The sequence below is a fragment of the Paenibacillus sp. FSL R7-269 genome, from assembly GCF_000517865.1.
GTDB lineage: Bacteria > Bacillota > Bacilli > Paenibacillales > Paenibacillaceae > Paenibacillus_AQ.
Map to the genome: position 1 here is coordinate 295,907 of NZ_ASPS01000053.1, position 20,985 is coordinate 316,891.

A 20,985-nucleotide genomic window follows, 5' to 3' on the forward strand; every position below is an offset into this window, starting at 1 on the left:
ATAGATCACCTGTATCAGTAAGCTATACCTACACGGGTTCTTATGAAATCGCTAGCATCAATTTGACTATACGTGAATTCCGCTGTATCTGCTACAGATATTTCACTGCCTCCTTCGGGCAGAATATCTTGTCTCACACGATAGGTCCCCAAGCGTTCTCCGTTCAGCAGAGCGGTTGGGCACACAATGGTCCATTTCAGAGTCGACCGCTCCAACAAGCGATAGGCTTGTTCATGTTCTTCTGCAGCACGGGTGGACCTGCGTTTAGATTCGCTGGATTGGTAACGCAGGAGTTCCGGAGAAAGCTCACTTTGAAGAATGCCCGCAGTTCCTACGGTAATAATGCGCTCTATCTCTTCCTCGTACATGGCTCCGATGATAAAAGGCATACTGTCTGTAAGTGTGGTTGTCCCATCGGTGTTCAACGCACTAATCACTACATCATTTCCCTGCACTGCCCGGGCGATATCATCTTGATTAAGAACATTACCTTCGATGATCGTCAGGTTGGCATGGAGCGGCTGAACCTTCTCCGGCGTGCGGGCCAGCACGGTCACATGATGTCCATCCTGAAGAGCATGGGTAACAATATGGCTCCCCACCCGGCCGGTGGCACCAAGAATCAATATATTCATATGAGAATAACCTCCTGAAGTGTATTATAGCAGGGATTGAGCGGCAAAAAAGCCCCGCAGCCATGTAGCAGCTGCGGGGCTTGATATTGAATCTAGCTTGCTTTCTTAGTCTGAGGAGGGACAGATACGTTACGCGGAGTACGCACAGGTGAAATTAGCCAGTAGGCCATTCCGACAAAGACACCGCCGCCGATGATGTTGCCAAGCGTAACAGGAATCATGTTGTGGAACCAGCCGGCGATGCTCACTGTCTCTGGATGATTCGGCAGCAGTACGGCTACGCTGAGCAGCGTCATATTCGCTACACTGTGTTCATAGCCGCTCGCGATGAAGGCGAACAGACACCACCAGATCAGCACCAGCTTCGCCGCTTCACTCTTGGCACGGGAGGACATCCACAGTGCCAGGCAGACCAGCCAGTTACAGAGAATACCGCGGAAGAACAGCTCTGAGAACGGCAGGCTCATCTTTTTGGCAGCCGCCGCGAAGATCAGATGCTCGGCAGGCGCTGCCTTGAAGAGGCCCGATCCCTGAATCAGCAGCGCCAGCACCACAGCACCGGCCACATTGCCGAGGAATACCAGGACCCAGTTCTTCACCGTGTCCCAGACTGTAGTTCTCCCGGCAAGCGTGCTTACCGTGAAGAACATATTATTACCTGTAAACAGCTCTGAGCCTGCGAATACAACCAAGGTCAAGGCAATCCCGAAGGATGCTCCCATAATCAGCGGCTGGAACGGTGATTTGATCGCCGCCAGCGGTGCCCCCAGTGAGAAGATCAGAATAATACCGATACCCACATATGCTCCTGCCAGGAGGGCCGCCAAAAAATATTTGGGCAGGCTCTCATTCATTTTGTCGCGTTTCCCTACGGCTGTCTCAACGATATTCTCTACGCTCTGCGTAAACATATCCGCACCTGCTCTTTCTTTAATTTAGAGTTGTTACTGCCGCAGGCAGAGTGACCTTAACAACTCCGCCCTCTACTGTAACCGGATAGACTTCTGCCTGCCCCCGGTCCGGTGCCTGAACCTCTCCGGTGCGAAGGTCGATCTTCCAGTCATGCAGCGGATCATATAAATAATAGCCCGATACGATTCCTTCTGCGAGCGGACCACCCTTCGGATGGGGACTGTGGTTACGGACCGCATAGATTGCGCCGTCCGATGTGCGGAATATCGCTAATTCGACCTCTCCTGCATGAACTACCCGGCCGATCTGCAGCATGAAATCTTCCACTGCGCCTATCGTATATTCCCGATTACTCCGTTCCATTATGCTCTCTCCCTCTCCCTTTAGACTATACCTGTGTCTCTTCGAACAGCGCGGTGCGGGTGTTTTTGTCATCCAGCATTTTCCGCCAAGGATCACTCACCTGGGCCAGGGCAAAGTCAATACGTGCCGCAAGCTCTTTACGGTTGTCGTCATTGCCCATAACCACAGTCTGGATATGCTCAAGACCCATACGCTCTACCCATTCGGAGGTTCTCTCCAGGTAATTACCGGTCTCACGGTAGTACTGGATGACAGCGGAGCAGACCTCAACCAGTTCCTCGTCGGTCTTCACCTTGCAGAAGGCATCTGCGATGCGCGGCTTAATCCCGCCGTTACCGCCGATGAACACTTCCCAGCCGCCGTCGTTGCCGACAATTCCGATATCCTTCGTGCACGATTCTGCGCAGTTACGCGGACAGCCGTTAACCGCCATCTTGAACTTGGCCGGCATATCCAGCCGCTCATATTTACGCTCAAGCATAGCGCCCATGCCCATGGAATCCTGTGTGCCGAAGCGGCAGAACTGCGAACCCACGCAAGTTTTTACTGTACGCAGCGACTTCGCATACCCATAGCCGGACGGCATATCCAGCTCCTCCCACACCTTAGGTACATCTTCTTTTTTGACACCGATCAGGTCAAGACGTTGGCCGCCCGTTACCTTCACAACCTTCACATCATACTTCAGGGACACATCGGCAATCCGCTTCAAATCCTCAGGAGTGGTCACCCCGCCATACATCCGCGGGATAACTGTATAAGTTCCGTCCTTCTGAATATTGGCGCTCATCCGTTCATTGACGAACCGGGATTCCTTCTCGTCTTCATGAGTGTCAGGGTAGATCATCCCCAGATAATAGTTCACAGCCGGGCGGCATTTGGAACAGCCTTCTGCCTGCTTCCAGTCCAGGACATGCATGACTTCCTTGGTAGTCCGGAGGCCTTTTGCCGTAATCTCGGCAACGATCTCATCCCGGCTAAGCGAGGTGCAGCTGCAGATTCCCTGCTTGGCGCTCTGCTGGAAGCTGTCTCCGAGAACGAATTGCAGAATCTGCTCCACCACTGGCTTACAGCCGCCGCAGGAGCGGGTTGCACCCGTGCAGGCTTTGATCTCATCTACCGTAGTGAAGCCGTTCTCCGTAACAGCATCAACAATCGCTTTTTTGGTTACGCCGTTGCAGCCGCAGACGATTTCTTCATCTGCCATCGCTTCAACAGACATGCCTTTCTTGGCTCCGCCTCCGCCACAGCAGCTTGTGCCCATAACCTCATCATAGATTTCATTGGTCATCTCTGTGCTGTTTTTCACAAGCTTCTGCAGGTTGGCAGATTCCGTTACATCACCGAACAGAACGGCACCGACAATCACATTATTCTTAAGCAAAATCTTCTTGTAGGTTCGCTTCCATTCATCCTTGGCAGAAATGACGGTATGCTCCGGCGTTTCGGTGAATTCACCGGCGGAGAATACATCTACCCCGGAAATTTTGAGCTTGGTTGCTACAACTGATCCTTCATAGCCCGGAGTCTGTACACCTGACAAATGCTTGGCGAGAACCATACCCTGCTCGAATAGCGGTGCAACGAGTCCGTAGCAGGTTCCCCGGTGCTCTGTACATTCACCGACAGAATACACATCTGCCATAGAAGTCTGCATATAATCGTCAACTACAATCCCGCGGTTAACAGTGATTCCGCTGTCCTTCGCAAGCTGGACATTCGGCTTGATTCCAACAGCCATCACTACAAACTCTGCCGGCAGCACACTGCCATCACTGAATCGTAGACCAGTCACCCGTTCTTCTCCGGTCAATTCAACCGTCTGCTTGCCCATGGCGAATCTCACACCTTGACGCGTAAGCTCTGCCTGTAGCATTGAAGAAGCGGTACGGTCCAGCTGGCGCTCCATCAGATCCTCCAGCAGATGCACAACGGTAACATCCATGCCCAGATTGACCAGGCCCTTCGCAGCTTCCAGACCCAGCAGTCCTCCGCCGATCACAGCCGCCGTGCGGTACTGCTTCGCCGCTGCCAGCATTGCATCACAATCCGCGATATCGCGGAAGCCGACTACTCCATCCTTGGTGCTGCCGGGTACGGGGAGAATGAAAGAATTCGAACCCGTTGCAATAATTGCTTTATCGTAAGGAACCGCCAGTCCATTATCGGTCATTATTAGTTTGTTCTGATCATCGATCCTGGTGACCGTCGTACCGGTATGCAGTGTAATATGATTATCTTCATACCACCCGAGATCGTTGAGAATGATGTCTTCAATCGATTTGCTGCCTTCAAGTACATAGGACAACATAATCCGGTTATAGTTGGGATGCGGCTCACTGCCGAAGACCGAAATATCATAAGCGCCGCCCAGCTTCAGAATCTGCTCAATAGTGCCTACTCCCGCCATGCCATTTCCAATCAGCACTAACTTTTCTCTTTCCGCTGCCATTGGTAGACCCTCCTTCAGAAACTCTGATTTCTTCAATAACTTACCTGATAGAGAAATTATACTGTCCCCCATTCCATGGCAAGTGTGACCACAGTCACATCTTATGTGAATTTTTTCACACAACTGAAAATGACTTCGCCGTTCTTATATAGGACAATTTCTGGCGTGAAGCATAGAGATTTATTATTCAAAAAAACGGATACCCATGCAGTTTCGCACAGATATCCGTTCATCGGGTACACAATCTCACTCATCTACTTCATTCACTTATTTCAATACCAGAGAGATCTCCAGCTTGTCCTGCGGACTGAGCTTCATGTCCACTCCATTGCCGAGCAGTCCTTTATCGTTGACCTTCAGTCTCCATTCCTCGCTGCTGAGCGGGGTATATTCCATCACAGTAAGCACCGTCCGGTTATCTTCGGCAAGCTGGACCATACCGCTGTTCTGGAGCAATCCCTTGACGGACATATCCTGCATAAAAGAAAGCACATTCGAATGTGTCAGCTCCGGCTGCTCGCTCCCCCCGTTCACAGTGATGATGACAGGCTGAAACATCTTTCCGGCTCCGGCAGGCCCTGCTGACATCGTAATGGCCGAACCCGGTTCCAGGGTCGTATTCAGCTCTTGAACCTTCTTGCCGTTCACCTGAATCTCCCAGCTCATATCCTGACCCAGGGAAACCTTATTCACCTCAAGAATATTAGTTCCATCCGCTGAAAATGTAACAACGCCACTCTTCCTAAACAGCTCTATTATTGAATTCCCAGGCACGTAAGCTTCGTTAAGCAATCTGGCTGAGCTTCCGGCCATTTCGCTGTCACCCACCTTGACTGAAAAGGTTAGTCCCTGGCCTCCGTTACTGCTGCCGCCATTCCCTGATCCCAAGCCACAACCGCTTGCCGCGGCCAGCAAGAGAAGGCACAGCATTAAGCGCATCCATTTCGTGGACATCCCACGGCACCGCCTTCATATGTATTTTCCCGGACTCTTTAAGGATAACGCATAGAGGAAGGGTTCTCAAATCATTTCTGCCGGTATAAAAAGTAAAAAGTCCCCGAAGGGACTTATCCATTGCAGCCGGTCCTATTGATAACGCAGGAACAGAATGTTGTTCTCCAGATGCACATGCTCGAAGGTCATGCCTTCCAGTTCTTCAAGACGGGCATAGGTCAGGCGATAAGTCGTGCAGGCATGCGCGGGCGGTGTATAGTCATTAGTAACTCTACGTAGCTCACGCAGAATCTCTCCCGCCCCGTCATGCTCAGCTTCCAGATTATGCAGCAATCCGCGCAGCTCAGTAAGTCCTTCTTCAGTCGGGTTCTGGGTGTAGGCTAGCATCTTAGGGAATTCGCTCTCTTCTTCCTTCGCCGTATGCTGCAACAGCTCTTCACGCAGCATATTGAACAGACGGTGCATTTCTCCCAGATGCGGTGAATCCTCACCATGAACGCGGAACACCTTGGTTACATTTTGACTGATAAGCGGAAGCTCTTCACGCAGATAACGGTGATGCTTGTTCACAATATAATCCACCAGCTCCTCTGACGAAGCCTCGTTCCAGGCGGTATCCTCTTCCAGCACCGGATGCTGTTCCTGCAGCTTGTTCAGCTCCTGTACCATTGCTGCCGGGTCAAGACCCTTCTCAGCAGCGGCTTCAGCCAGCGGCTTTGCGCCTCCGCAGCAGAAATCGATCCGCTGTGCTTTGAAATAATCTGCTGCTTTGGGGAACTGCAGAACAATATCTCTGACCATTGCTTCCGGGGTGAACCCGGGATGAATTGTTGTATCGTTTAATTGATTGGACGCCATGTTGGCCCCTCCTCAGGTTAAGATGTAGGTTTGTGCTTCTTTTCACTTCTACACCTTATCACTGGCATTAGGCGGAACTTGTGATTGTACGCACTGAATATATAAAATTTTATTGAACGAGAAATACAGTACTCCAAATGTAAAATATACTAGACTTTTTGTTTTATATATTTTACACTATGAGTGAGGTGAGGGAATGGGGAAAAATCTGAGGCTCAAAGCTTCCCGAGCGGCAAAAGACATGTCGCAAAAACAGCTCGCAGATGCCGTGGGGGTCACAAGGCAGACGATTATCGCGATTGAGAACGGTGATTACAACCCCACCCTGAGGTTGTGCATTGACATTTGTGTAACACTGGGGAAGACACTGGATCAACTATTTTGGGAGGGAACGAAGGATGAGCAGAACGAACCTGGATGAGAGACAACTGCAGAAGCGGCATAAGGCGGGGAATCAGGCATTTCTTTTGATGGCATTCTTATTGCTGGCAGATATGGGGCTGCAAAACTACGGAATGAAGTGGCTGGAGTATCCGCTGGGCAATTACACAATTTTCATGCTGGGTGTGGGTTTCTATCTGGTACGCTTGATCTGGAGCGGTGCGTATGTGGGACCGGGCAGCAGGCAGAGCGGAGTGGGCGGGAGAAGCATTGCGGGTGCAATTCTGGCCATTGTGGTGGCGGCCTGTATCCTTATCGTTACCTTCGTGAATCCAACCGCCGCCCAATCAGCAGCTGACAGCGGTGCGAACGGGACAGTCATTCTAATCATTTCTGTTACAGCTGGACTGGTCATCTTAAGCACTGTGTACTTGATCCGACGGAGGAATAACCGGGCGGAGTAGAGCGGTTAATATCAAGAAATCCAAACTGGGCAGCGGCCGGAAGTCCAAATGTTCGCCGCAGCGACGACCTGGCTTCAAGTTCAACTCTTTTTTCGAATTCCACTTTTTTTATTGAACCGTCGCCTGCATATAAGTCCGCTTGCCCTGCGCATCCTTCAGATAGGGGCCAAGTCCGGCGAACCTTGAATGATCCACATATACACCCGTCATCCATCTGCCTTCGGTCAGGCCGCCGTTCCACTGCAGCACCAGATCGGGGGCAGAGATCCATTCCTGATACACTCTGATGTTCTTGTCCTTATATTCTTTGGCTGGTTTGTTCAATTCGCTCAGTGGTACCGGGGTCAGATAGGTTGGCACGAAATATACAGAGATTAGCTCCATATCCTCCTCGCTCAGAAAAGCCTCCTCCCCCAAGTAAGGCTGGAGCAGCCGGGTATTCTCATACATGGACCAGATCACAGCTTGAAGTACCATGCTCTGGCTGATTCCATTATGAAAAGTAAAACGGCGCTGTACATTTGAGCCACTCCCTTCCTTAGCCGTTACCGGCTCCAGACAATGCCGTTCACAGCCGATGCATTTCCATCCGGACGGGCCTTGAATCCATTTCTGAAACACACTCCCGCTGTCATTATCCCCTTTATATAGAGAAGAAATGATCTCATACGGCACGCCGATCCACGCATCCCACAGAGAATCCGGGAGATGGTTATGAAGCATGAACAGCACCTTGTCATAGATCAGCTGTACTTTAATCGAAGCAGTCTCCAGTTCGGCGACATCCTTTTTTCCATAGGTTATTTCCCGGGAAAACAAGGTAATGGTCATGGTCTTCGCCTCCTAAAAGTTGTGTAAGCCCTCCGCTTCCTTCCATCAGCATCGTCCAAAACACATCCCGTAAGCATCCGCGCTGCCATATAACCCTGAGCTTTTCCTACTTTTGTTAACGCTTCCACACATCCGTAATATTTAGTATGTTCTATTATATTACACAGGTAGGGCCTAAGTGCAAGGTTTATTTGGGCAAAATCTGCATAAACAAGTAAAACAGCATATGAAAAGCCCCTTACCCGATAATCGGCAAGAGGCTGTCATCAAATATATATTACGGTACTGCTACTCCACCCAGCTCTCGGCCCAGGACTGGATTTGCTGCATGACCGGCTCAAGCGCACGGCCCTTCACTGTTAATTCATACTCAATGCGCACCGGTGTTTCCGGGTACACATGTCGTACCAGAATGCCCTCGCATTCCAGATCCTTCATGCGCTCGGACAGCATCTTATCGCTCATTGACGGAATCAGTCCGGAAATATCCTTGAACCGCTTGGGGCCGCTCATCAAGGTCTGAATAATGAGTCCGTTCCAACGCTTGCCCAGAAACGAAAAAGCCGTCTCAAATCTCGGGCACATCGTCAATTGATGTTCTTCCATGGTTATCACCTCTCACTTATGAAGCTTACAATTAGTTAGTATATATAATTTTACCACATTTATTCTGGAATGAACATCGTTTGCCAAAAAAAAGTTCATTAACCACTATTATTATATTTCCACTCTCAATCTTTGGTGTCTTCTGCCTTGCGTCTAAGCTGGATGGCCTCTGTAACCACATAGGCAAGATCATCGTTGCTATAGAGAGAGAGTACACCCAGCACCGTATCATCGGAGATGAACCCCGCCTCCTCTGCGGATACCGTCAGGGCCAGCGCATTGGCCAGCGCCTGATTGCCCTCCTGCTGCGGATAAGCCTGCAGATACAGGGCATGCGGGTCCAGCTTATTATTCACACACCACTGGGCAAATACGAGAATCATCATTTCCTCGTCCCGCTTATAGCTCTCGATGATCCGCTCTTCCATCGACTTGTTGTCGTAATCCTCCATGTTGTTCTCCTCTCTGCTGCGATTCTGACTGCTCAGCGGCTTAGTCTTGCTGCTAATTCATGGCTCGGCAATACAGCCGAAGCGGAAATCCCGCACTGCTCCGGTGTCGCTATATTACTGAGATAATGGCTGACCGTTCCGCTGAAGCCTCTGCGCTCCAGCACGGTATCCCAGCTGCCGAAGTTCTGCGTGCGCGGCAACGAGCCCTGCTCATATAATATAACCCGTTCCATATCCGTCACCTCAACCGATCTGCCATGTCCGTGCAGCTCCAGCTTCTCCAGATCAGCCCCGGCATCCCGGACCATGCTGTAATGGCCGGTGGTGCCGTTCTCCCAACCCAGCATTCCCGAAGCCTGCAGAAGCCGTCCCTCCGCATCCGCCCTCAGGCTGCTGTGCAGCAGCTCATAATCTCCGCCGGACAGCCAGAGCAGCAGATCCAGCATATGGATCAGGTCATCATGGATCGTCTCATGGCTGCTGCCCTGCTGCAGCTTCGTACGGTGTTTGACTGCGGTGGATTGACTGATGCCTCCGGCCTTATGCAGCCAGGATTTGGCGGCAACATACATTGGGGCATAGCGGCGGTTGAAGCCCACCCCCAGCAGCAGCCCCTTGTTCTCAGCAAGCTCTGCCATCCGGCGGGATTCCTCAAGATCATAGGAGAGCGGCTTGTCCACATACACGGACACCCCATGCTTCAGGCAAGAGGTAACCAGCTCATAGTGCGTAGTTGTTGGACTATGTATGAACACAGCATCCAGATCCCAGGACAGCAGCTCCGTAAGCTCGGTTGTGCCCCGCTGAAGGCGATAAGCCTGAACTGCCCGCTCGACCGTAGCAGAGGAATGGCTGAGCACACCCACCACCTCGGCCTGATCATGCCGGGAGAGCAGCGGCAAATAGACTTTACGGGCAATATCGCCAATGCCGATCATTGCCACTCTTTTGCGGACAGGTAGTTTCATTAACAGCATCTCTCCTTACATACTCGGGGGAATTTCTATTCCCTTATAGATGTATTATACCGTGTCATGCTGCGGGAACAATGATCTTTGCTTCAATAATTGCATTAATTGCTTTTTTTTCAGTATGATGAAATGGATGGAGTGAAGAAGGGGCATAGTATAATGAGAAAATGGCTAACGGTTATTCTATATGTTTCGTGCATAATCCTCGCGTTTATCTACAGGTATGAACTTCTGGCCTGGCTTAGAGAGGATCATCCTTTGTATTTGTCCATGCTCGCCGCCACAGTGCTGGCCTTGTTTCCGGTCCTGCCCTATAAGCTGATTATCGGTCTGTTCGGATATGCTTATGGAAGCTTCGCAGGAGCGTTAATCTGCTGGAGTGCAACTACAATAGCGGCAGCCCTTGTCTATGGAGTCGTTGCATCCATGTTCCGGAGCAAATCTATGGCCTATCTAAGCAGAATTTCGGCGCTGGACAGATTTGTGTCCGCTGTGGAGCAGCGTCCTTTTGCATCCGTAGTGATTGCCCGGCTGGCACCGTTTATCCCGCAGATGGCTGTGAATATCTACGCCGGTGCCGCCGGACTGCCTTTCTGGAGCTATCTTGGAGCCACCGCACTTGGCAAAATCCCCGGCATCGCCCTCTACGCCTTCCTCGGAGGACAGATGTTCCAGCACCCGCGAAGTGCGGCTGTAGCTATAATCGTGTATATTGCCGTACTGGCTGTGGCCGGATTGTCCATGCGCCGCCGTCCTACTGCGAGCCGCTAACGCTTCAAGAATTTCTGGTATGCTGGCAGTAAGCCTCTATTTGATTTATAATTAAATTGTGATCTATTTAATTGCATTCTACAGATGGAGGGATAACAATGAGTGAATTTCAAGCTGATTCTATAAATTTCAAGACCGAGCAAGCCACCTTCGCCGGTGGATGCTTCTGGTGTATGGTATCCCCTTTTGAAGAGCTTCCCGGCATTGTCAAGATTATATCCGGCTATACAGGCGGACATACCGTGAATCCGACCTACGAGGAAGTATGCTCGGAAACGACCGGACATGTTGAGGCGGTGCAAATTACGTTCAATCCGGATATTTTCCCATATAGCAAGCTGCTTGAGCTGTTCTGGCAGCAGATTGACCCCACCGATGCCGGAGGGCAATTCCATGACCGCGGCACCTCGTACGGAACGGCCATCTTCACCCATTCGGAGGAGCAGCGCCAGCAGGCAGAGGCTTCCAAGGCGGCCCTTCAGGCCAGCGGACGATTCTCCGCTCCCATTGTGACGCCTATTCTTCCGGCTAAGCCCTTCTATCCCGCTGAAGAATATCATCAGGGCTATCATCACAAGAATCCCGGCCATTACAAGCGTTACCGCAAGGGCTCGGGCCGGGAAGCGTTCATCGAAGCCCACTGGACGCACAAGGAGGACCCGCAGAGCCTGAAGGAGCGCCTGACTCCGCTTCAATATGAAGTGACACAGAACAGCGCAACGGAATCTCCGTTCCGCAACGAATTCTGGGATCACCATGGGGACGGGATCTATGTGGATATTGTCTCCGGGGAGCCGCTGTTCAGCTCAGAGGACAAGTATGATTCCGGCTGCGGCTGGCCGAGCTTCACGCGTCCGATCCGGGACTACGCGGTCAAGGAGAAAAGCGATCTCAGCCACCTCATGATCCGCACCGAGGTACGCAGCAAGACAGCAGATTCCCACTTGGGCCATGTGTTCAATGACGGCCCAGGTGCGAATGGACTGCGGTACTGTATCAACTCGGCAGCTCTGCGCTTTGTTCCCAAAGAGGATCTGGAAAAGGAAGGCTACGGCGAGTATCGCGTGCTCTTCCAGCATGCTTAAGGCTGGAGATCCGGCTTGCCTCAAGCTATAGCTTCATATATTGCATAACTTACCTGTGGCCCGAATGTATGCTGTTTTCCGCATACATTCGGGCCACACGCCTGCGCATCAGCACAATGTATGTTGTTTTCCGCATACATTCGGCCAAGAACAAAGCCTCCAGCCCGGATTCACGGGTATGGAGGCTTTATTCTATTTGTTCTGCTTATCCGTATTCTCCTCTTCCGGTGCGGCCGGTGCTAGAGGTGCCGCTTCAGAATGAGGCTGCGCTTCCCGGTCCGGCAGACGGTTGCTGCCCAGGCGTGCCTGTTCAGGATGTGCAGGTTGCCGCCGCTTGAAGCTTTTCCGTAACCAGAGCACCAGTGCCACCACGACTCCAGCTACCAGCAGGACGGGGAGCGCGGCCGCCAATACAACAACAAGCCACTGGAACATCACAGACAACGCCTTCATGCTGCTCTTAAGCGCTTCCGAAGCCCGTTCACCCAGCGGCCCTTCGGAATTAGTCTGTGTAAGGGCAAGACTCTTCTCAGTCTGGTAGAGGCGAAGCTCCACTGTAGAGAACGATACGTTCTGATCGATATACCGCATTCTGCCCTTGATCTGTTCGATTTGCTCCTGGATTTCCCCAAGCTGGTTGGCGAACTGGACGAGATCAGCCGGTTTGGTCGCTTTTTTCATAAAATCAATATACTGTGCCTCCATCATCTGCTTCGCCTTAAGGCGTGACTCCAGGTCCACATATTCCTCCGACACATCCTGCCCCTGTATGCTTCTCTGGAGCTTCTCATGCTTAATCTTCTCCAGATTGTTCAGGAACGGTGAGAAGCCCGCCGCAGGCACTTTCAGGATAAAGGTTCCGCCCTGTTCATATTCAGACATATTCTCTGAGAATTCGATAATGTAGCCGCCGGCCAGAGTAACCATATTCCGCACTTCGGTCTGGGCTGCCCCGTAGTCGCTTACCTCCATATTGAGGTTCGCCTTGTAGATCAGCTTCTTGTTCAGCCCTGCCACCACATCGGTGCCGGTGAATCCGGCAGAAGCATCTGCTCCTTGCCCAGCATCCGTCCCAGGGAGTGCCGAATTTCCGCCGCCGCCCTTCACTGCAGCCTGATCATTGACAGCCATCGCCGTGTTAGCTAGACTATCCTTCTTACCCTCTACCGCAGCAGGCGCACTCTCCGCTGATCCGTCTGATGCTGCTTCATTTCTGAACGCGCTTTCTGTATTCGCTGCCGAATCTGAATTATTACTCGACGCGCCACATCCCGCCAGAACTAAGGCTACAACCACTAGATACAATAAGTAATGCAGACCCCATTTTCGCATGCTCATTCCTCCATAAAGTGTAATTGTATACTGCTTACGGTGTTTCAGCTTCTGTAGCGAAAGGCCGTTATCTGTATCGGTCCGTTCCGCGCCTATCCCTCTTGACGTTCCAAAAGCTGGAAGGTTGCAGTCATTTACGGAAAATAACAAAAAAGACCATTCAGCGATGAATTGCCCTGTGTGGTCCTGTTTGCGTAATAACTCTTTATTTGTTACAATTACGATGATAAAACGGCAAAAAAACACCAAAAACCCTATTCGCATAGAATAAGGTTATGGCGCTATTCGGACAAGCTCCACCTTGCCCGGGCAGCTGCAATTGATTTCTTGCCGATTTATGTTGCCTACTACTACAAGAGGAGGTGAACCCTCATGGCAAAAGACGTATTGTGCGCAGTTAATTCTTGCACCTACTGGGCTGAAGAGAACAAATGCAACGCTGATTCCATCTTCGTTGCTTACCACAGCTCCAAGCAGCCTACACAATCTGAGGAAACAGATTGCAAAACCTTCGAAAGTAAATAATGAATCATTGCAGAATATGAAGGAGCCCTCCACAGGTTCCTTCTTTCTTTTCTCATTCTATCAAGAATGAGAATTATTATCAAGTGTTTCCTTTAAAACAAAACCACTGCGGGCCGGAGACTGTACTCTCCCGCTTGCAGTGGTTTTTCTGTGCAAATCTAAGAATCTTAAGCGGAACAGCTCCGCCATTTAACGGGTCACTGCGCCGTGCTGCTCTCTTACCAGTACCGCCGCCTTCACCATATTGCGCAGTGCGCCTGTGGTCTCTTCCCAGCCCCGTGTCTTCAGTCCGCAGTCGGGATTAATCCAGAACTGCTGGACATCCAGCACGCGCAGCGCACGTTCGATGGCCGAAGTCATCTCCTCTACCACCGGTACACGCGGACTGTGGATATCATACACACCCAGTCCAATCCCCTTGTCGTATTCCTGCTCCTCGAAGCTGACGATCAGCTCACCATGGCTGCGCGAGGTCTCAATGGAGATGACATCCGCATCCATCGCCGAGATCGAACCGATCATGTCATTAAATTCACTGTAGCACATATGCGTATGCACCTGTGTAGTGGCCTTGACATGATTCGTCGCGGTCCGGAAGGATTTCACCGCCCAGTTCAGGTAATACTCATGATCTCTCGCTTTCAGCGGCAGACCTTCGCGGATCGCCGGCTCATCGACCTGAATCATCTCGATACCAGCCTCCTCAAGTGCGGATACTTCATGACGCAGGGCGAGGGCGATTTGTCCCGCCACCGCTTCCCGGCTGAGATCATCGCGGACAAAGGACCAGTTCAGGATCGTGACCGGTCCGGTCAGCATTCCCTTAACAGGCAGCTTCGTCAGTGACTGGGCATACACACTCTCCTTGACGGTCATCGGCTCTATAAAGGCAACATCGGCATAGATTACTGGAGGCTTCACGCAGCGTGAGCCATACGACTGAACCCAGCCGCCTGCGGTGAACAGATAGCCCGCCAGTTTCTCCCCGAAGAATTCCACCATATCCGTACGCTCGAATTCCCCGTGAACCAGCACATCCAGACCAAGCTCCTCCTGAAGCGTAATGGCTTCAGCGATCTGCCGCTTGATGAACAAGTCATAACGCTCCTGGTTCCAGACTCCCTTGCGCCATTTCAGACGGGCCTGGCGGACTTCAGCCGTCTGCGGGAAGCTGCCGATGGTCGTGGTCGGCAGCAGCGGCAGACGCCACTTCTCCTGCTGTACCTTCACACGTTCGGCGAACGGAAGACTGCGGTGGTCCGGCAGCTGGGCAAGGGCACGCACCTGCTCCGCTACATCCTCACGCCCGCGCTCCGGCAGGGCACGGAATACGGCCAGCACCTCACGGCTGCGCTCCAGCTCAGCGGCATAACGCCCTCTTCCTTCGTTCACGGCTGCCGCAATCAGAACCAGCTCGGCCAGCTTCTCATTGGCGAATGCCAAGGCATTCTTGACCGCAGCCTTCAGCTTGACCTCGCCCTCAACCGTTACAGGCACATGCAGCAGGCTTGAGGCAGGCTGGAGAATCAGCTGCTCCTGGGGCACATAGGTCAGCAGCTTCGCTACCAGCTCCAGCTTGGCATCGGTATCGGCGCGCCAGATGTTGCGTCCGTCAAGGATACCGGCGCCGAGTACCTTATCCTGCGGCCAGCCCAGGCGTGCAACCGACTCCAGATTCTTGCCGCCGTCATGCACGAAGTCAAGACCTAGACCCTGCACAGGCAGCGCCAGAAGTGCTTCAAGCGGCTCCGCAGCTTCGAAGTACGTCTGCAGCATCAGGTTCAGTCCTGGTACGGCAGCAGCAATCTCACTGTAAATGTTCTGGAGCAGTGCGGTATCCTCAGCCGTTAAGCCGGTAACAATCGCCGGTTCATCGATCTGTACCCAGGCTACTCCTTCCGCCTGCAACTCCTGCAGCAGCTGGACATACAGCGGGAGGAAGCGTGCGGCAACGGCGGCGATGTCTGCTGCCGGGAAGCCCTTGGACAGCTTCAGGAAGGTATACAGTCCGACTATAACCGGCTTGCCCTCAATGCCTGCCCGCTCCTTGGCGAAGCGGTAAGCCTCCAGCGGTTTATTCGCTGTCAATACCGGGGACAGGCTGCCGATCTCAGGCACAATGTAATGGTAATTCGTATTGAACCATTTGGTCATCTCGCAGGCCGGGGCCTCTGCATTGCCGCGCGCCATTGCAAAATACAGATCCAGCGGAATCTCTCCGCCCTTATATCCATAACGCGCCGGTACGATTCCGAACATGGCGGCGGTATCCAGCACATGGTCATAGAAGGTGAAATCGCCCACCGGAATCAGATCAATTCCGGCCTGCTGCTGGGTCTGAAGATGCTGAAGCTGAATATCCTCCATCTGCGAGCGGAAGCTCTGCTCATCGAGTTTCCCGGCCCAATAAGCCTCCAATAATTTCTTCCATTCACGATTCTTCCCGATTCTCGGATAACCGAGGCTGCTTGTCTTGATTCCTTTACTCATAGGTGTCCACTCCTCTGTATAATTGTCTGTCGCTTTTGTCTCCAAGCCTTAATCTGATGCCATCTTACTGCACGCCTCCCGCGCCCCGCAACAGATTCCAAGCAATCCGGCTATACAGATTCCCTATAGCAGAACGCCAAAAAAAGCCGCCCCCCATGATCAAGGAGCAGCTTAGACATTGGGTCACGACGAAATCAAAACCAGATCAGATAGACCACACCCGCAAGTACAATCCGGTAGATCGCGAAGGGCAGCAGCTTAATCCGGTTAATCAGCTTCAGGAAGAAACGCATCGATACCAGTGCGAATACGAAGGCACTGATGAACCCGGCAATGAAGAACGGCAAGGCATCCAGCGTAAAATACTGCCAGTTCTTCAGCAGTGAAATCAGGCTCGCCCCAGCCATAATCGGCACCGCCATGATGAAGGTGAAGTCGGCTGCCGCACGATGGCTCATACCCAGCAGAACCCCGCCGGATATCGTCGAGCCCGACCGCGAGAAGCCCGGCCACAGGGAGATACATTGGATCAATCCGACTGATAGCGCCTGCCTATATGTAATTTGATCCACACTCTCAGTCCGGGCATTCGCAGGCGCAAAACGGTCGGCACAGATCATAAATAACGCTCCAACCACAAGTCCAATCAGCACAGTAAAGGTAGAGAACAGATGCTCATCGATGTAATCCTCCAGCAGAAATCCAAAGATTCCGGCCGGTAGCAATCCGACAAGGATATGTGTCAGCTTCAACCGTCCTTCCGCCGGAGCCTGCCGCTGCCCTTCCGGCACTACGGCCAAGTCCTTGCGGCTGAGCTTCCCGAAGCCCAGCAGATCAATGAACCGGTTACGGAAAATAATGACGACCGCAAGAATGGAGCCTAATTGAATCACTACCTTGAAGGAGTTGGCCGTATACTTCCCCAGGAACTCCTGCGATGTAAGCCACATATCATCAACGATGATCATATGGCCTGTCGAGGATACCGGAGCAAATTCGGTCAGCCCTTCCACAATTCCCAGGATGATTGCTTTCACAATGGTCAGCAGCTCCATGGCGATCCCCCTTTATTGTTTTCAATATAATAATTGTAAACTCACACAGCTATTTCTGAAACTTACAAGTCCCTTGCAGTATTGCAAATTTTAATTCATAACGCTGACTTGACAGGACGGAAGGTACGCTTTATATTTATATGCATGCGCATGCATTTATAATTAACTATCCCAAGCAAACCGAAGGAGCGAGAAGGATGACGAAAGATCTGTTCACCCCCTATGAGTATAAAAGCTTAAAATTGAAGAACCGGGTTGTTATGCCGCCCATGTGCCAATATTCAGTTACCAATAAAGATGGAATCGCTAACGACTGGCATTACAACCACTATGTAAGCCGCGCTGTCGGCGGCACCGGACTGATCATTGTCGAGATGGCTGATGTGGACCCGGACGGCCGGATTACCGATTATGATCTGGGCCTCTGGTCTGATGAGCAGATTCCTGCGCTGGCGCGGATTGTGGAAGCCAGTCATGCCCATGGAGCCAAAATTGGAATTCAGGTGGCCCATGCCGGTCGCAAGGCGGAGGATGCCAAGGTTCCCGTCTCCTCATCTGCTATTCCTTTTGACGGCAAGTCCAAGACTCCCCATGCCTTGACGACAGAGGAGGTTAAAGACATGGTCCAGAAATTCAAACGGGGCGTAGAGCGTGCGGTTCAGGCCGGGTTCGACACTATTGAGCTGCACGGCGCCCATGGCTATCTGATTCACCAGTTCCACTCGCCGCTGACCAACCAGCGGACTGATGAGTACGGACTGGATCTGACCTTGTTCGGCCGGGAGGTTATCGCTGCCGCCAAGAGCGTGATGCCTGAGGATATGCCGCTAATCATGCGGATTTCCGCCAGAGAATATGTGGAAGGCGGCTACGGTCTTCAAGAGGGTCTGGAGATCAGCAGAGCTTATATGGAAGCAGGGGCCGATATTTTCCATATCAGTTCAGGCGGTGAGGGAGCAGTTGACGCAGAGAATGGACCGGGCAACCATGCAGCCTATCAGTTACCGTTGGCAAGAACCATCCGCCAGGAGCTGAACGTACCGGTGATTGCTGTCGGCCGGTTGGATGAAGCGGTTCTTGCCAATGCCGTCATCGGCAATGAAGAAGCTGACCTGGTGGCAGTGGGCCGGGGAATGCTCCGTAATCCTTACTGGACGCTGGAAGCCAGTGTGGCGCTGCGCAAAGACGCAGATATCCCTAAGCAGTATGCTTTTGGATTCCCGCGTTAAGGAGAATTCGTCAGCAGCTTGCCTATGGTGATGGTATACTGTATAACAACTACTTTTCATTACAGGTACACACCGGGAGGATGGAAGACATGACTAACCCCCCTTCAAATGATCTGATTAACAGCTGGTTATCACTCTCTCTGATACAGATGAAGGTGGCCGCAGTCCTTGAAGCGAAGCTGACCGAGAACTATGAGTTATCGCTTAAGGAATTCTACGTATTACTGTTTCTGTCCGAAGCCCCTGAGCAAAAGCTGAAGCTCCAACAGCTGGAATCGATGGTCGGACTTAGCCAGAGTGCTGTGTCCCGGCTGGTCAGCCGCTTCGAAGCCAAGGGCTGCGGAGCGCTGGAGCGCAAGTCTTGCGAGGCAGACCGCAGAAGCATCTATACGTCCCTGACTGCTATTGGTCAAGACAAGGTTGACCGGGCGAAGCAGACCGTTAATGAAGTGCTGCAGGAAGCCTTTCCTGTAGACGACACGCAGCAGCTGCTGGAGCAGCTTATCCAGCTGAAGCAATCCTAGACCCGGGCAGACGCCCGCCGGGTGAACCCGCCGTCCCTCCCGAAGGGCGGCGGGTTTTTGTCTGAACCTCCCTCTCCCCCTGAGCATACACCATACTATTAAGAATATAAGAATAGCGGGGTGCAACGTATGTTATTCACAGCTATGCAGCTGGTTGGCGGTCTCATTCTCGCGGTAGGCTGGATTCCGCAGATTGTGCAGATCTTCAGGACCCGTTCGGTTGCAGATCTCAGTCTGAAAGCTTATCTGCTGATGCTGCTGGGCATCCTTCTAATGGAGGCTTATGCGGTTAACCTGGCCGCGCAGGGGGTCGGACTTGCTTTTCTGATCACCAATACCTTGTCACTGGCCGTTGTAACAACGGTTGTCCTGCTGATTATCCGCTACCGTCCAGAAGGGTAACAAAGTACTCTTAAGGCTGCACCTCTGTCCAATCTGCGTTATACTTTCTGTAACAAATGGATGTAGGAGGTTCAGTGAATGAAGCAAAATAAGTATGACGACGCGGGTTTTTTTGCGAATTACAGCCAGATGCCCCGCTCTACGGGCGGACTGGAGGCTGCCGGAGAATGGGAGGTCTTCCGTACCCTGCTGCCTGATCTGGCGGGCCAGCGGGTGCTTGATCTGGGCTGCGGGTTCGGCTGGCATTGCCGGTATGCCCGGGAGCAAGGGGCGGCTTCCGTCGTAGGCATAGATCTCTCCGCCAATATGCTGGAACGTGCCCGTGCGATGACGGACGACCCGAAGATTGAGTATCTCCAGCTCGCGATTGAGGATGCCGCATTCGGGGCAGAACAATTTGATACCGTAATCAGCTCGCTGGCGATCCACTATATTGAAGATTTCGGCAGCCTCTGCCGCCAGGTCCGGCATTGCCTGAAGCCCGGGGGAGCCTTCGTCTTCTCTGTAGAGCATCCGATCTTCACCGCGCTCGCCGCGCAGGATTGGCATTACAGTCCGGACGGGGAGAAGCAGCATTGGCCCGTAGACAACTATCATCTGGAAGGGCTAAGGTTGGCTGATTTTCTCGAATACAAGGTTGCAAAATACCACCGGACCACCGCCACCTATCTGGGTACACTGCTCGAATCAGGCTTCGGCTTGAAACAGCTATCTGAGCTGCAGCCGACCCCTGAGATGCTGGAGAAGAATCCGGCCTGGCAGGAGGAGACGCGGCGTCCGATGTTCCTGTTGCTGTCAGCGGTGAAGCAGGAATAGCCGGACCTTATTTCACAAGTAGAAACGGCTTTGCCGTCCTTTTAAAGACGGTACCGTTTCAGCGAGAAATAGAAGGATAAATTATCGTGTGAAACATATATATTCTTATATTTTAAAAAAATCACAAAAAAAAGACCAGCCGGACGGTAGTCCGCTGACCTTTTATCATCCCCGTGGTTCACGGAGTTCACATTGCATTATTCACATTCACTGTGCCTTCCTGAGTCTTGGCAAGTGCGGACGGAATCTTAGGTGCCTGAACCAGCTTCCGTCTGCCTAGAGAGGTTGTAAAAGTGATTACATAACCGGCTACAACTACAGCCATCACCGTATACAGCGTTTCTCTTAACGGCATATAGAAGAGGGAAAAAGCCAGAACGATTACATCCATCAGGATAAATACGGTTCCTACCTTAATACCTTTCCATTCACTGATCAGCACGGACAAAATATCGTCCCCGCCGCTCGCCCCGCCGCCCAGCAGGACCATTCCTGCGCCCAGACCTGTCAATACCCCGGACAACAATGCCGCAACGGGCAAGTTATCCTGCAGGTCAATAACCCAGCCGGAATAGCGTTCCATCAGCCCGTAGAATACCGTGAAGGCCACTACGGATATGAAGGTGTTCACTACGAATGATTTTCCTTTGAAAATGATTGCGATGATGAGTACCGGAATGTCCAAAATCAGGATGCTTAGTGATGGTGAAATCCCCAGTACATACTTGCCGAGCAGCGACAATCCTACGAATCCGCCTTCGGTCAAGTGGTTCTGATAATTAATGTGATAATACGTAAATGCAAGCAATAGTGTTCCGGTCAAAATAATGGCTAACCGGAGCGGCAAACTCATGCCACTGTCTTGTTTCCTCATTAC

General features: G+C 52.0%; 23 protein-coding genes. 9 read left to right on the forward strand and 14 right to left on the reverse strand.

Going from position 1 to position 20,985, the window contains the following annotated elements; translation table 11 throughout:
• Window positions 1-14: 14 nt before the first annotated feature.
• From C162_RS23880 to ric, 6 genes are all read right to left on the reverse strand, one after another.
• Window positions 15-635 (reverse strand): NAD(P)-dependent oxidoreductase, encoded by a 621-nt coding sequence (locus tag C162_RS23880; protein WP_036698485.1) that lies wholly within the window; start codon window positions 633-635, stop codon window positions 15-17.
• Window positions 636-727: 92 nt separating this feature from the next.
• A complete protein-coding gene (locus C162_RS23885; protein WP_036698487.1) occupies window positions 728-1,546 on the reverse strand; it encodes a formate/nitrite transporter family protein in 819 nt (272 codons plus the stop codon).
• Between the two features lie 19 nt (window positions 1,547-1,565).
• Entirely contained in the window at window positions 1,566-1,910 is a 345-nt protein-coding gene (gene nirD, locus C162_RS23890) for a nitrite reductase small subunit NirD (protein WP_036698490.1), read from the reverse strand.
• A gap of 25 nt (window positions 1,911-1,935) precedes the next feature.
• Window positions 1,936-4,362 (reverse strand): nitrite reductase large subunit NirB, encoded by a 2,427-nt coding sequence (gene nirB / locus C162_RS23895; RefSeq protein ID WP_036698491.1) that lies wholly within the window; start codon window positions 4,360-4,362, stop codon window positions 1,936-1,938.
• A gap of 267 nt (window positions 4,363-4,629) precedes the next feature.
• Window positions 4,630-5,316, reverse strand: coding sequence for a hypothetical protein (locus C162_RS23900; protein WP_036698493.1), 687 nt, complete (start codon window positions 5,314-5,316; stop codon window positions 4,630-4,632).
• Window positions 5,317-5,448: 132 nt separating this feature from the next.
• Window positions 5,449-6,174, reverse strand: a complete 726-nt coding sequence (ric, locus tag C162_RS23905) for an iron-sulfur cluster repair di-iron protein (protein ID WP_051493872.1) — start codon at window positions 6,172-6,174, stop codon at window positions 5,449-5,451.
• A 196-nt stretch (window positions 6,175-6,370) separates the two neighbouring features.
• Here ric and C162_RS23910 point away from each other — a divergent pair, with 196 nt between their 5' ends.
• Together C162_RS23910 and C162_RS23915 are read left to right on the forward strand one after the other, a co-directional pair.
• Window positions 6,371-6,595: a helix-turn-helix transcriptional regulator gene (locus C162_RS23910; RefSeq protein ID WP_036698494.1), complete on the forward strand. Its 225-nt coding sequence runs from the start codon at window positions 6,371-6,373 to the stop codon at window positions 6,593-6,595.
• A complete protein-coding gene (locus tag C162_RS23915; protein WP_036698495.1) occupies window positions 6,573-7,019 on the forward strand; it encodes a DUF6773 family protein in 447 nt (148 codons plus the stop codon). The genes C162_RS23910 and C162_RS23915 overlap by 23 nt, the downstream gene beginning before the upstream one ends.
• Window positions 7,020-7,127: 108 nt before the next feature.
• Here the strand turns inward: C162_RS23915 and C162_RS23920 are convergent, their stop codons facing one another.
• The 4 genes from C162_RS23920 to C162_RS23935 all read right to left on the reverse strand — a co-directional run bounded on the left by C162_RS23920 (window position 7,128) and on the right by C162_RS23935 (window position 9,876).
• Complete coding sequence (locus tag C162_RS23920) at window positions 7,128-7,850, reverse strand: hypothetical protein (RefSeq protein WP_036698496.1); 723 nt, start codon at window positions 7,848-7,850, stop codon at window positions 7,128-7,130.
• 288 nt (window positions 7,851-8,138) lie between these two features.
• Window positions 8,139-8,456 carry a winged helix-turn-helix transcriptional regulator gene (locus tag C162_RS23925; RefSeq protein WP_036698497.1) on the reverse strand — a complete coding sequence of 106 codons (318 nt, stop codon included), beginning with the start codon at window positions 8,454-8,456 and terminating at the stop codon, window positions 8,139-8,141.
• Between the two features lie 125 nt (window positions 8,457-8,581).
• On the reverse strand, window positions 8,582-8,908 hold the full coding sequence (locus C162_RS23930; protein WP_036698498.1) for a hypothetical protein: 327 nt from the start codon (window positions 8,906-8,908) through the stop codon (window positions 8,582-8,584).
• A 32-nt stretch (window positions 8,909-8,940) separates the two neighbouring features.
• Entirely contained in the window at window positions 8,941-9,876 is a 936-nt protein-coding gene (locus tag C162_RS23935; RefSeq protein WP_036698499.1) for a Gfo/Idh/MocA family protein, read from the reverse strand.
• A 162-nt stretch (window positions 9,877-10,038) separates the two neighbouring features.
• Here C162_RS23935 and C162_RS23940 point away from each other — a divergent pair, with 162 nt between their 5' ends.
• On the forward strand, window positions 10,039-10,650 hold the full coding sequence (locus C162_RS23940) for a TVP38/TMEM64 family protein (RefSeq protein ID WP_036698500.1): 612 nt from the start codon (window positions 10,039-10,041) through the stop codon (window positions 10,648-10,650).
• Between the two features lie 98 nt (window positions 10,651-10,748).
• Entirely contained in the window at window positions 10,749-11,735 is a 987-nt protein-coding gene (gene msrA / locus C162_RS23945; protein WP_051493874.1) for a peptide-methionine (S)-S-oxide reductase MsrA, read from the forward strand.
• Between the two features lie 192 nt (window positions 11,736-11,927).
• Here msrA and C162_RS23950 read toward each other — a convergent pair whose 3' ends face one another.
• Entirely contained in the window at window positions 11,928-13,067 is a 1,140-nt protein-coding gene (locus C162_RS23950) for a DUF4349 domain-containing protein (RefSeq protein ID WP_051493875.1), read from the reverse strand.
• Window positions 13,068-13,439: 372 nt separating this feature from the next.
• Here C162_RS23950 and C162_RS35580 point away from each other — a divergent pair, with 372 nt between their 5' ends.
• The gene (locus tag C162_RS35580; protein ID WP_076154452.1) at window positions 13,440-13,592 is read left to right on the forward strand and encodes a DUF1540 domain-containing protein; all 153 of its coding nucleotides are present in this window, start codon (window positions 13,440-13,442) and stop codon (window positions 13,590-13,592) included.
• A gap of 189 nt (window positions 13,593-13,781) precedes the next feature.
• Here C162_RS35580 and metE read toward each other — a convergent pair whose 3' ends face one another.
• Window positions 13,782-16,082: a 5-methyltetrahydropteroyltriglutamate--homocysteine S-methyltransferase gene (gene metE, locus C162_RS23955; protein WP_036698501.1), complete on the reverse strand. Its 2,301-nt coding sequence runs from the start codon at window positions 16,080-16,082 to the stop codon at window positions 13,782-13,784.
• Between the two features lie 194 nt (window positions 16,083-16,276).
• Window positions 16,277-17,137, reverse strand: a complete 861-nt coding sequence (locus C162_RS23960; protein WP_036698502.1) for an undecaprenyl-diphosphate phosphatase — start codon at window positions 17,135-17,137, stop codon at window positions 16,277-16,279.
• A 197-nt stretch (window positions 17,138-17,334) separates the two neighbouring features.
• Between C162_RS23960 and C162_RS23965 the strand changes: the two genes are divergently transcribed.
• From C162_RS23965 to C162_RS23980, 4 genes are all read left to right on the forward strand, one after another.
• Window positions 17,335-18,366 carry an NADH:flavin oxidoreductase/NADH oxidase gene (locus tag C162_RS23965; RefSeq protein WP_036698503.1) on the forward strand — a complete coding sequence of 344 codons (1,032 nt, stop codon included), beginning with the start codon at window positions 17,335-17,337 and terminating at the stop codon, window positions 18,364-18,366.
• Between the two features lie 89 nt (window positions 18,367-18,455).
• Window positions 18,456-18,890 carry a MarR family winged helix-turn-helix transcriptional regulator gene (locus C162_RS23970; RefSeq protein WP_036698504.1) on the forward strand — a complete coding sequence of 145 codons (435 nt, stop codon included), beginning with the start codon at window positions 18,456-18,458 and terminating at the stop codon, window positions 18,888-18,890.
• A gap of 129 nt (window positions 18,891-19,019) precedes the next feature.
• Complete coding sequence (locus tag C162_RS23975; RefSeq protein ID WP_036698505.1) at window positions 19,020-19,292, forward strand: PQ-loop domain-containing transporter; 273 nt, start codon at window positions 19,020-19,022, stop codon at window positions 19,290-19,292.
• Between the two features lie 78 nt (window positions 19,293-19,370).
• Window positions 19,371-20,108 carry a class I SAM-dependent methyltransferase gene (locus C162_RS23980; RefSeq protein WP_036698506.1) on the forward strand — a complete coding sequence of 246 codons (738 nt, stop codon included), beginning with the start codon at window positions 19,371-19,373 and terminating at the stop codon, window positions 20,106-20,108.
• A 187-nt stretch (window positions 20,109-20,295) separates the two neighbouring features.
• Here C162_RS23980 and C162_RS23985 read toward each other — a convergent pair whose 3' ends face one another.
• Window positions 20,296-20,982, reverse strand: coding sequence for a YitT family protein (locus tag C162_RS23985; RefSeq protein ID WP_036698508.1), 687 nt, complete (start codon window positions 20,980-20,982; stop codon window positions 20,296-20,298).
• Window positions 20,983-20,985: the final 3 nt, after the last annotated feature.

Coding starts and splice junctions, on each gene's coding strand:
- C162_RS23920 (WP_036698496.1), bottom strand. CDS start 7,850: ATGACCATTACCTTGTTTTCCCGGGAAATAACCTATGGAAAAAAGGAT.
- C162_RS23925 (WP_036698497.1), bottom strand. CDS start 8,456: ATGGAAGAACATCAATTGACGATGTGCCCGAGATTTGAGACGGCTTTT.
- C162_RS23880 (WP_036698485.1), bottom strand. CDS start 635: ATGAATATATTGATTCTTGGTGCCACCGGCCGGGTGGGGAGCCATATT.
- C162_RS23965 (WP_036698503.1), top strand. CDS start 17,335: ATGACGAAAGATCTGTTCACCCCCTATGAGTATAAAAGCTTAAAATTG.
- C162_RS23910 (WP_036698494.1), top strand. CDS start 6,371: ATGGGGAAAAATCTGAGGCTCAAAGCTTCCCGAGCGGCAAAAGACATG.
- C162_RS23885 (WP_036698487.1), bottom strand. CDS start 1,546: ATGTTTACGCAGAGCGTAGAGAATATCGTTGAGACAGCCGTAGGGAAA.
- C162_RS23960 (WP_036698502.1), bottom strand. CDS start 17,137: ATGGAGCTGCTGACCATTGTGAAAGCAATCATCCTGGGAATTGTGGAA.
- C162_RS23940 (WP_036698500.1), top strand. CDS start 10,039: ATGAGAAAATGGCTAACGGTTATTCTATATGTTTCGTGCATAATCCTC.
- C162_RS23980 (WP_036698506.1), top strand. CDS start 19,371: ATGAAGCAAAATAAGTATGACGACGCGGGTTTTTTTGCGAATTACAGC.
- C162_RS23970 (WP_036698504.1), top strand. CDS start 18,456: ATGACTAACCCCCCTTCAAATGATCTGATTAACAGCTGGTTATCACTC.
- C162_RS23975 (WP_036698505.1), top strand. CDS start 19,020: ATGTTATTCACAGCTATGCAGCTGGTTGGCGGTCTCATTCTCGCGGTA.
- C162_RS23950 (WP_051493875.1), bottom strand. CDS start 13,067: ATGCGAAAATGGGGTCTGCATTACTTATTGTATCTAGTGGTTGTAGCC.
- C162_RS23930 (WP_036698498.1), bottom strand. CDS start 8,908: ATGGAGGATTACGACAACAAGTCGATGGAAGAGCGGATCATCGAGAGC.
- ric (WP_051493872.1), bottom strand. CDS start 6,174: ATGGCGTCCAATCAATTAAACGATACAACAATTCATCCCGGGTTCACC.
- nirD (WP_036698490.1), bottom strand. CDS start 1,910: ATGGAACGGAGTAATCGGGAATATACGATAGGCGCAGTGGAAGATTTC.
- C162_RS23985 (WP_036698508.1), bottom strand. CDS start 20,982: ATGAGGAAACAAGACAGTGGCATGAGTTTGCCGCTCCGGTTAGCCATT.
- metE (WP_036698501.1), bottom strand. CDS start 16,082: ATGAGTAAAGGAATCAAGACAAGCAGCCTCGGTTATCCGAGAATCGGG.
- nirB (WP_036698491.1), bottom strand. CDS start 4,362: ATGGCAGCGGAAAGAGAAAAGTTAGTGCTGATTGGAAATGGCATGGCG.
- C162_RS23935 (WP_036698499.1), bottom strand. CDS start 9,876: ATGAAACTACCTGTCCGCAAAAGAGTGGCAATGATCGGCATTGGCGAT.
- C162_RS23915 (WP_036698495.1), top strand. CDS start 6,573: ATGAGCAGAACGAACCTGGATGAGAGACAACTGCAGAAGCGGCATAAG.
- C162_RS23900 (WP_036698493.1), bottom strand. CDS start 5,316: ATGTCCACGAAATGGATGCGCTTAATGCTGTGCCTTCTCTTGCTGGCC.
- msrA (WP_051493874.1), top strand. CDS start 10,749: ATGAGTGAATTTCAAGCTGATTCTATAAATTTCAAGACCGAGCAAGCC.
- C162_RS35580 (WP_076154452.1), top strand. CDS start 13,440: ATGGCAAAAGACGTATTGTGCGCAGTTAATTCTTGCACCTACTGGGCT.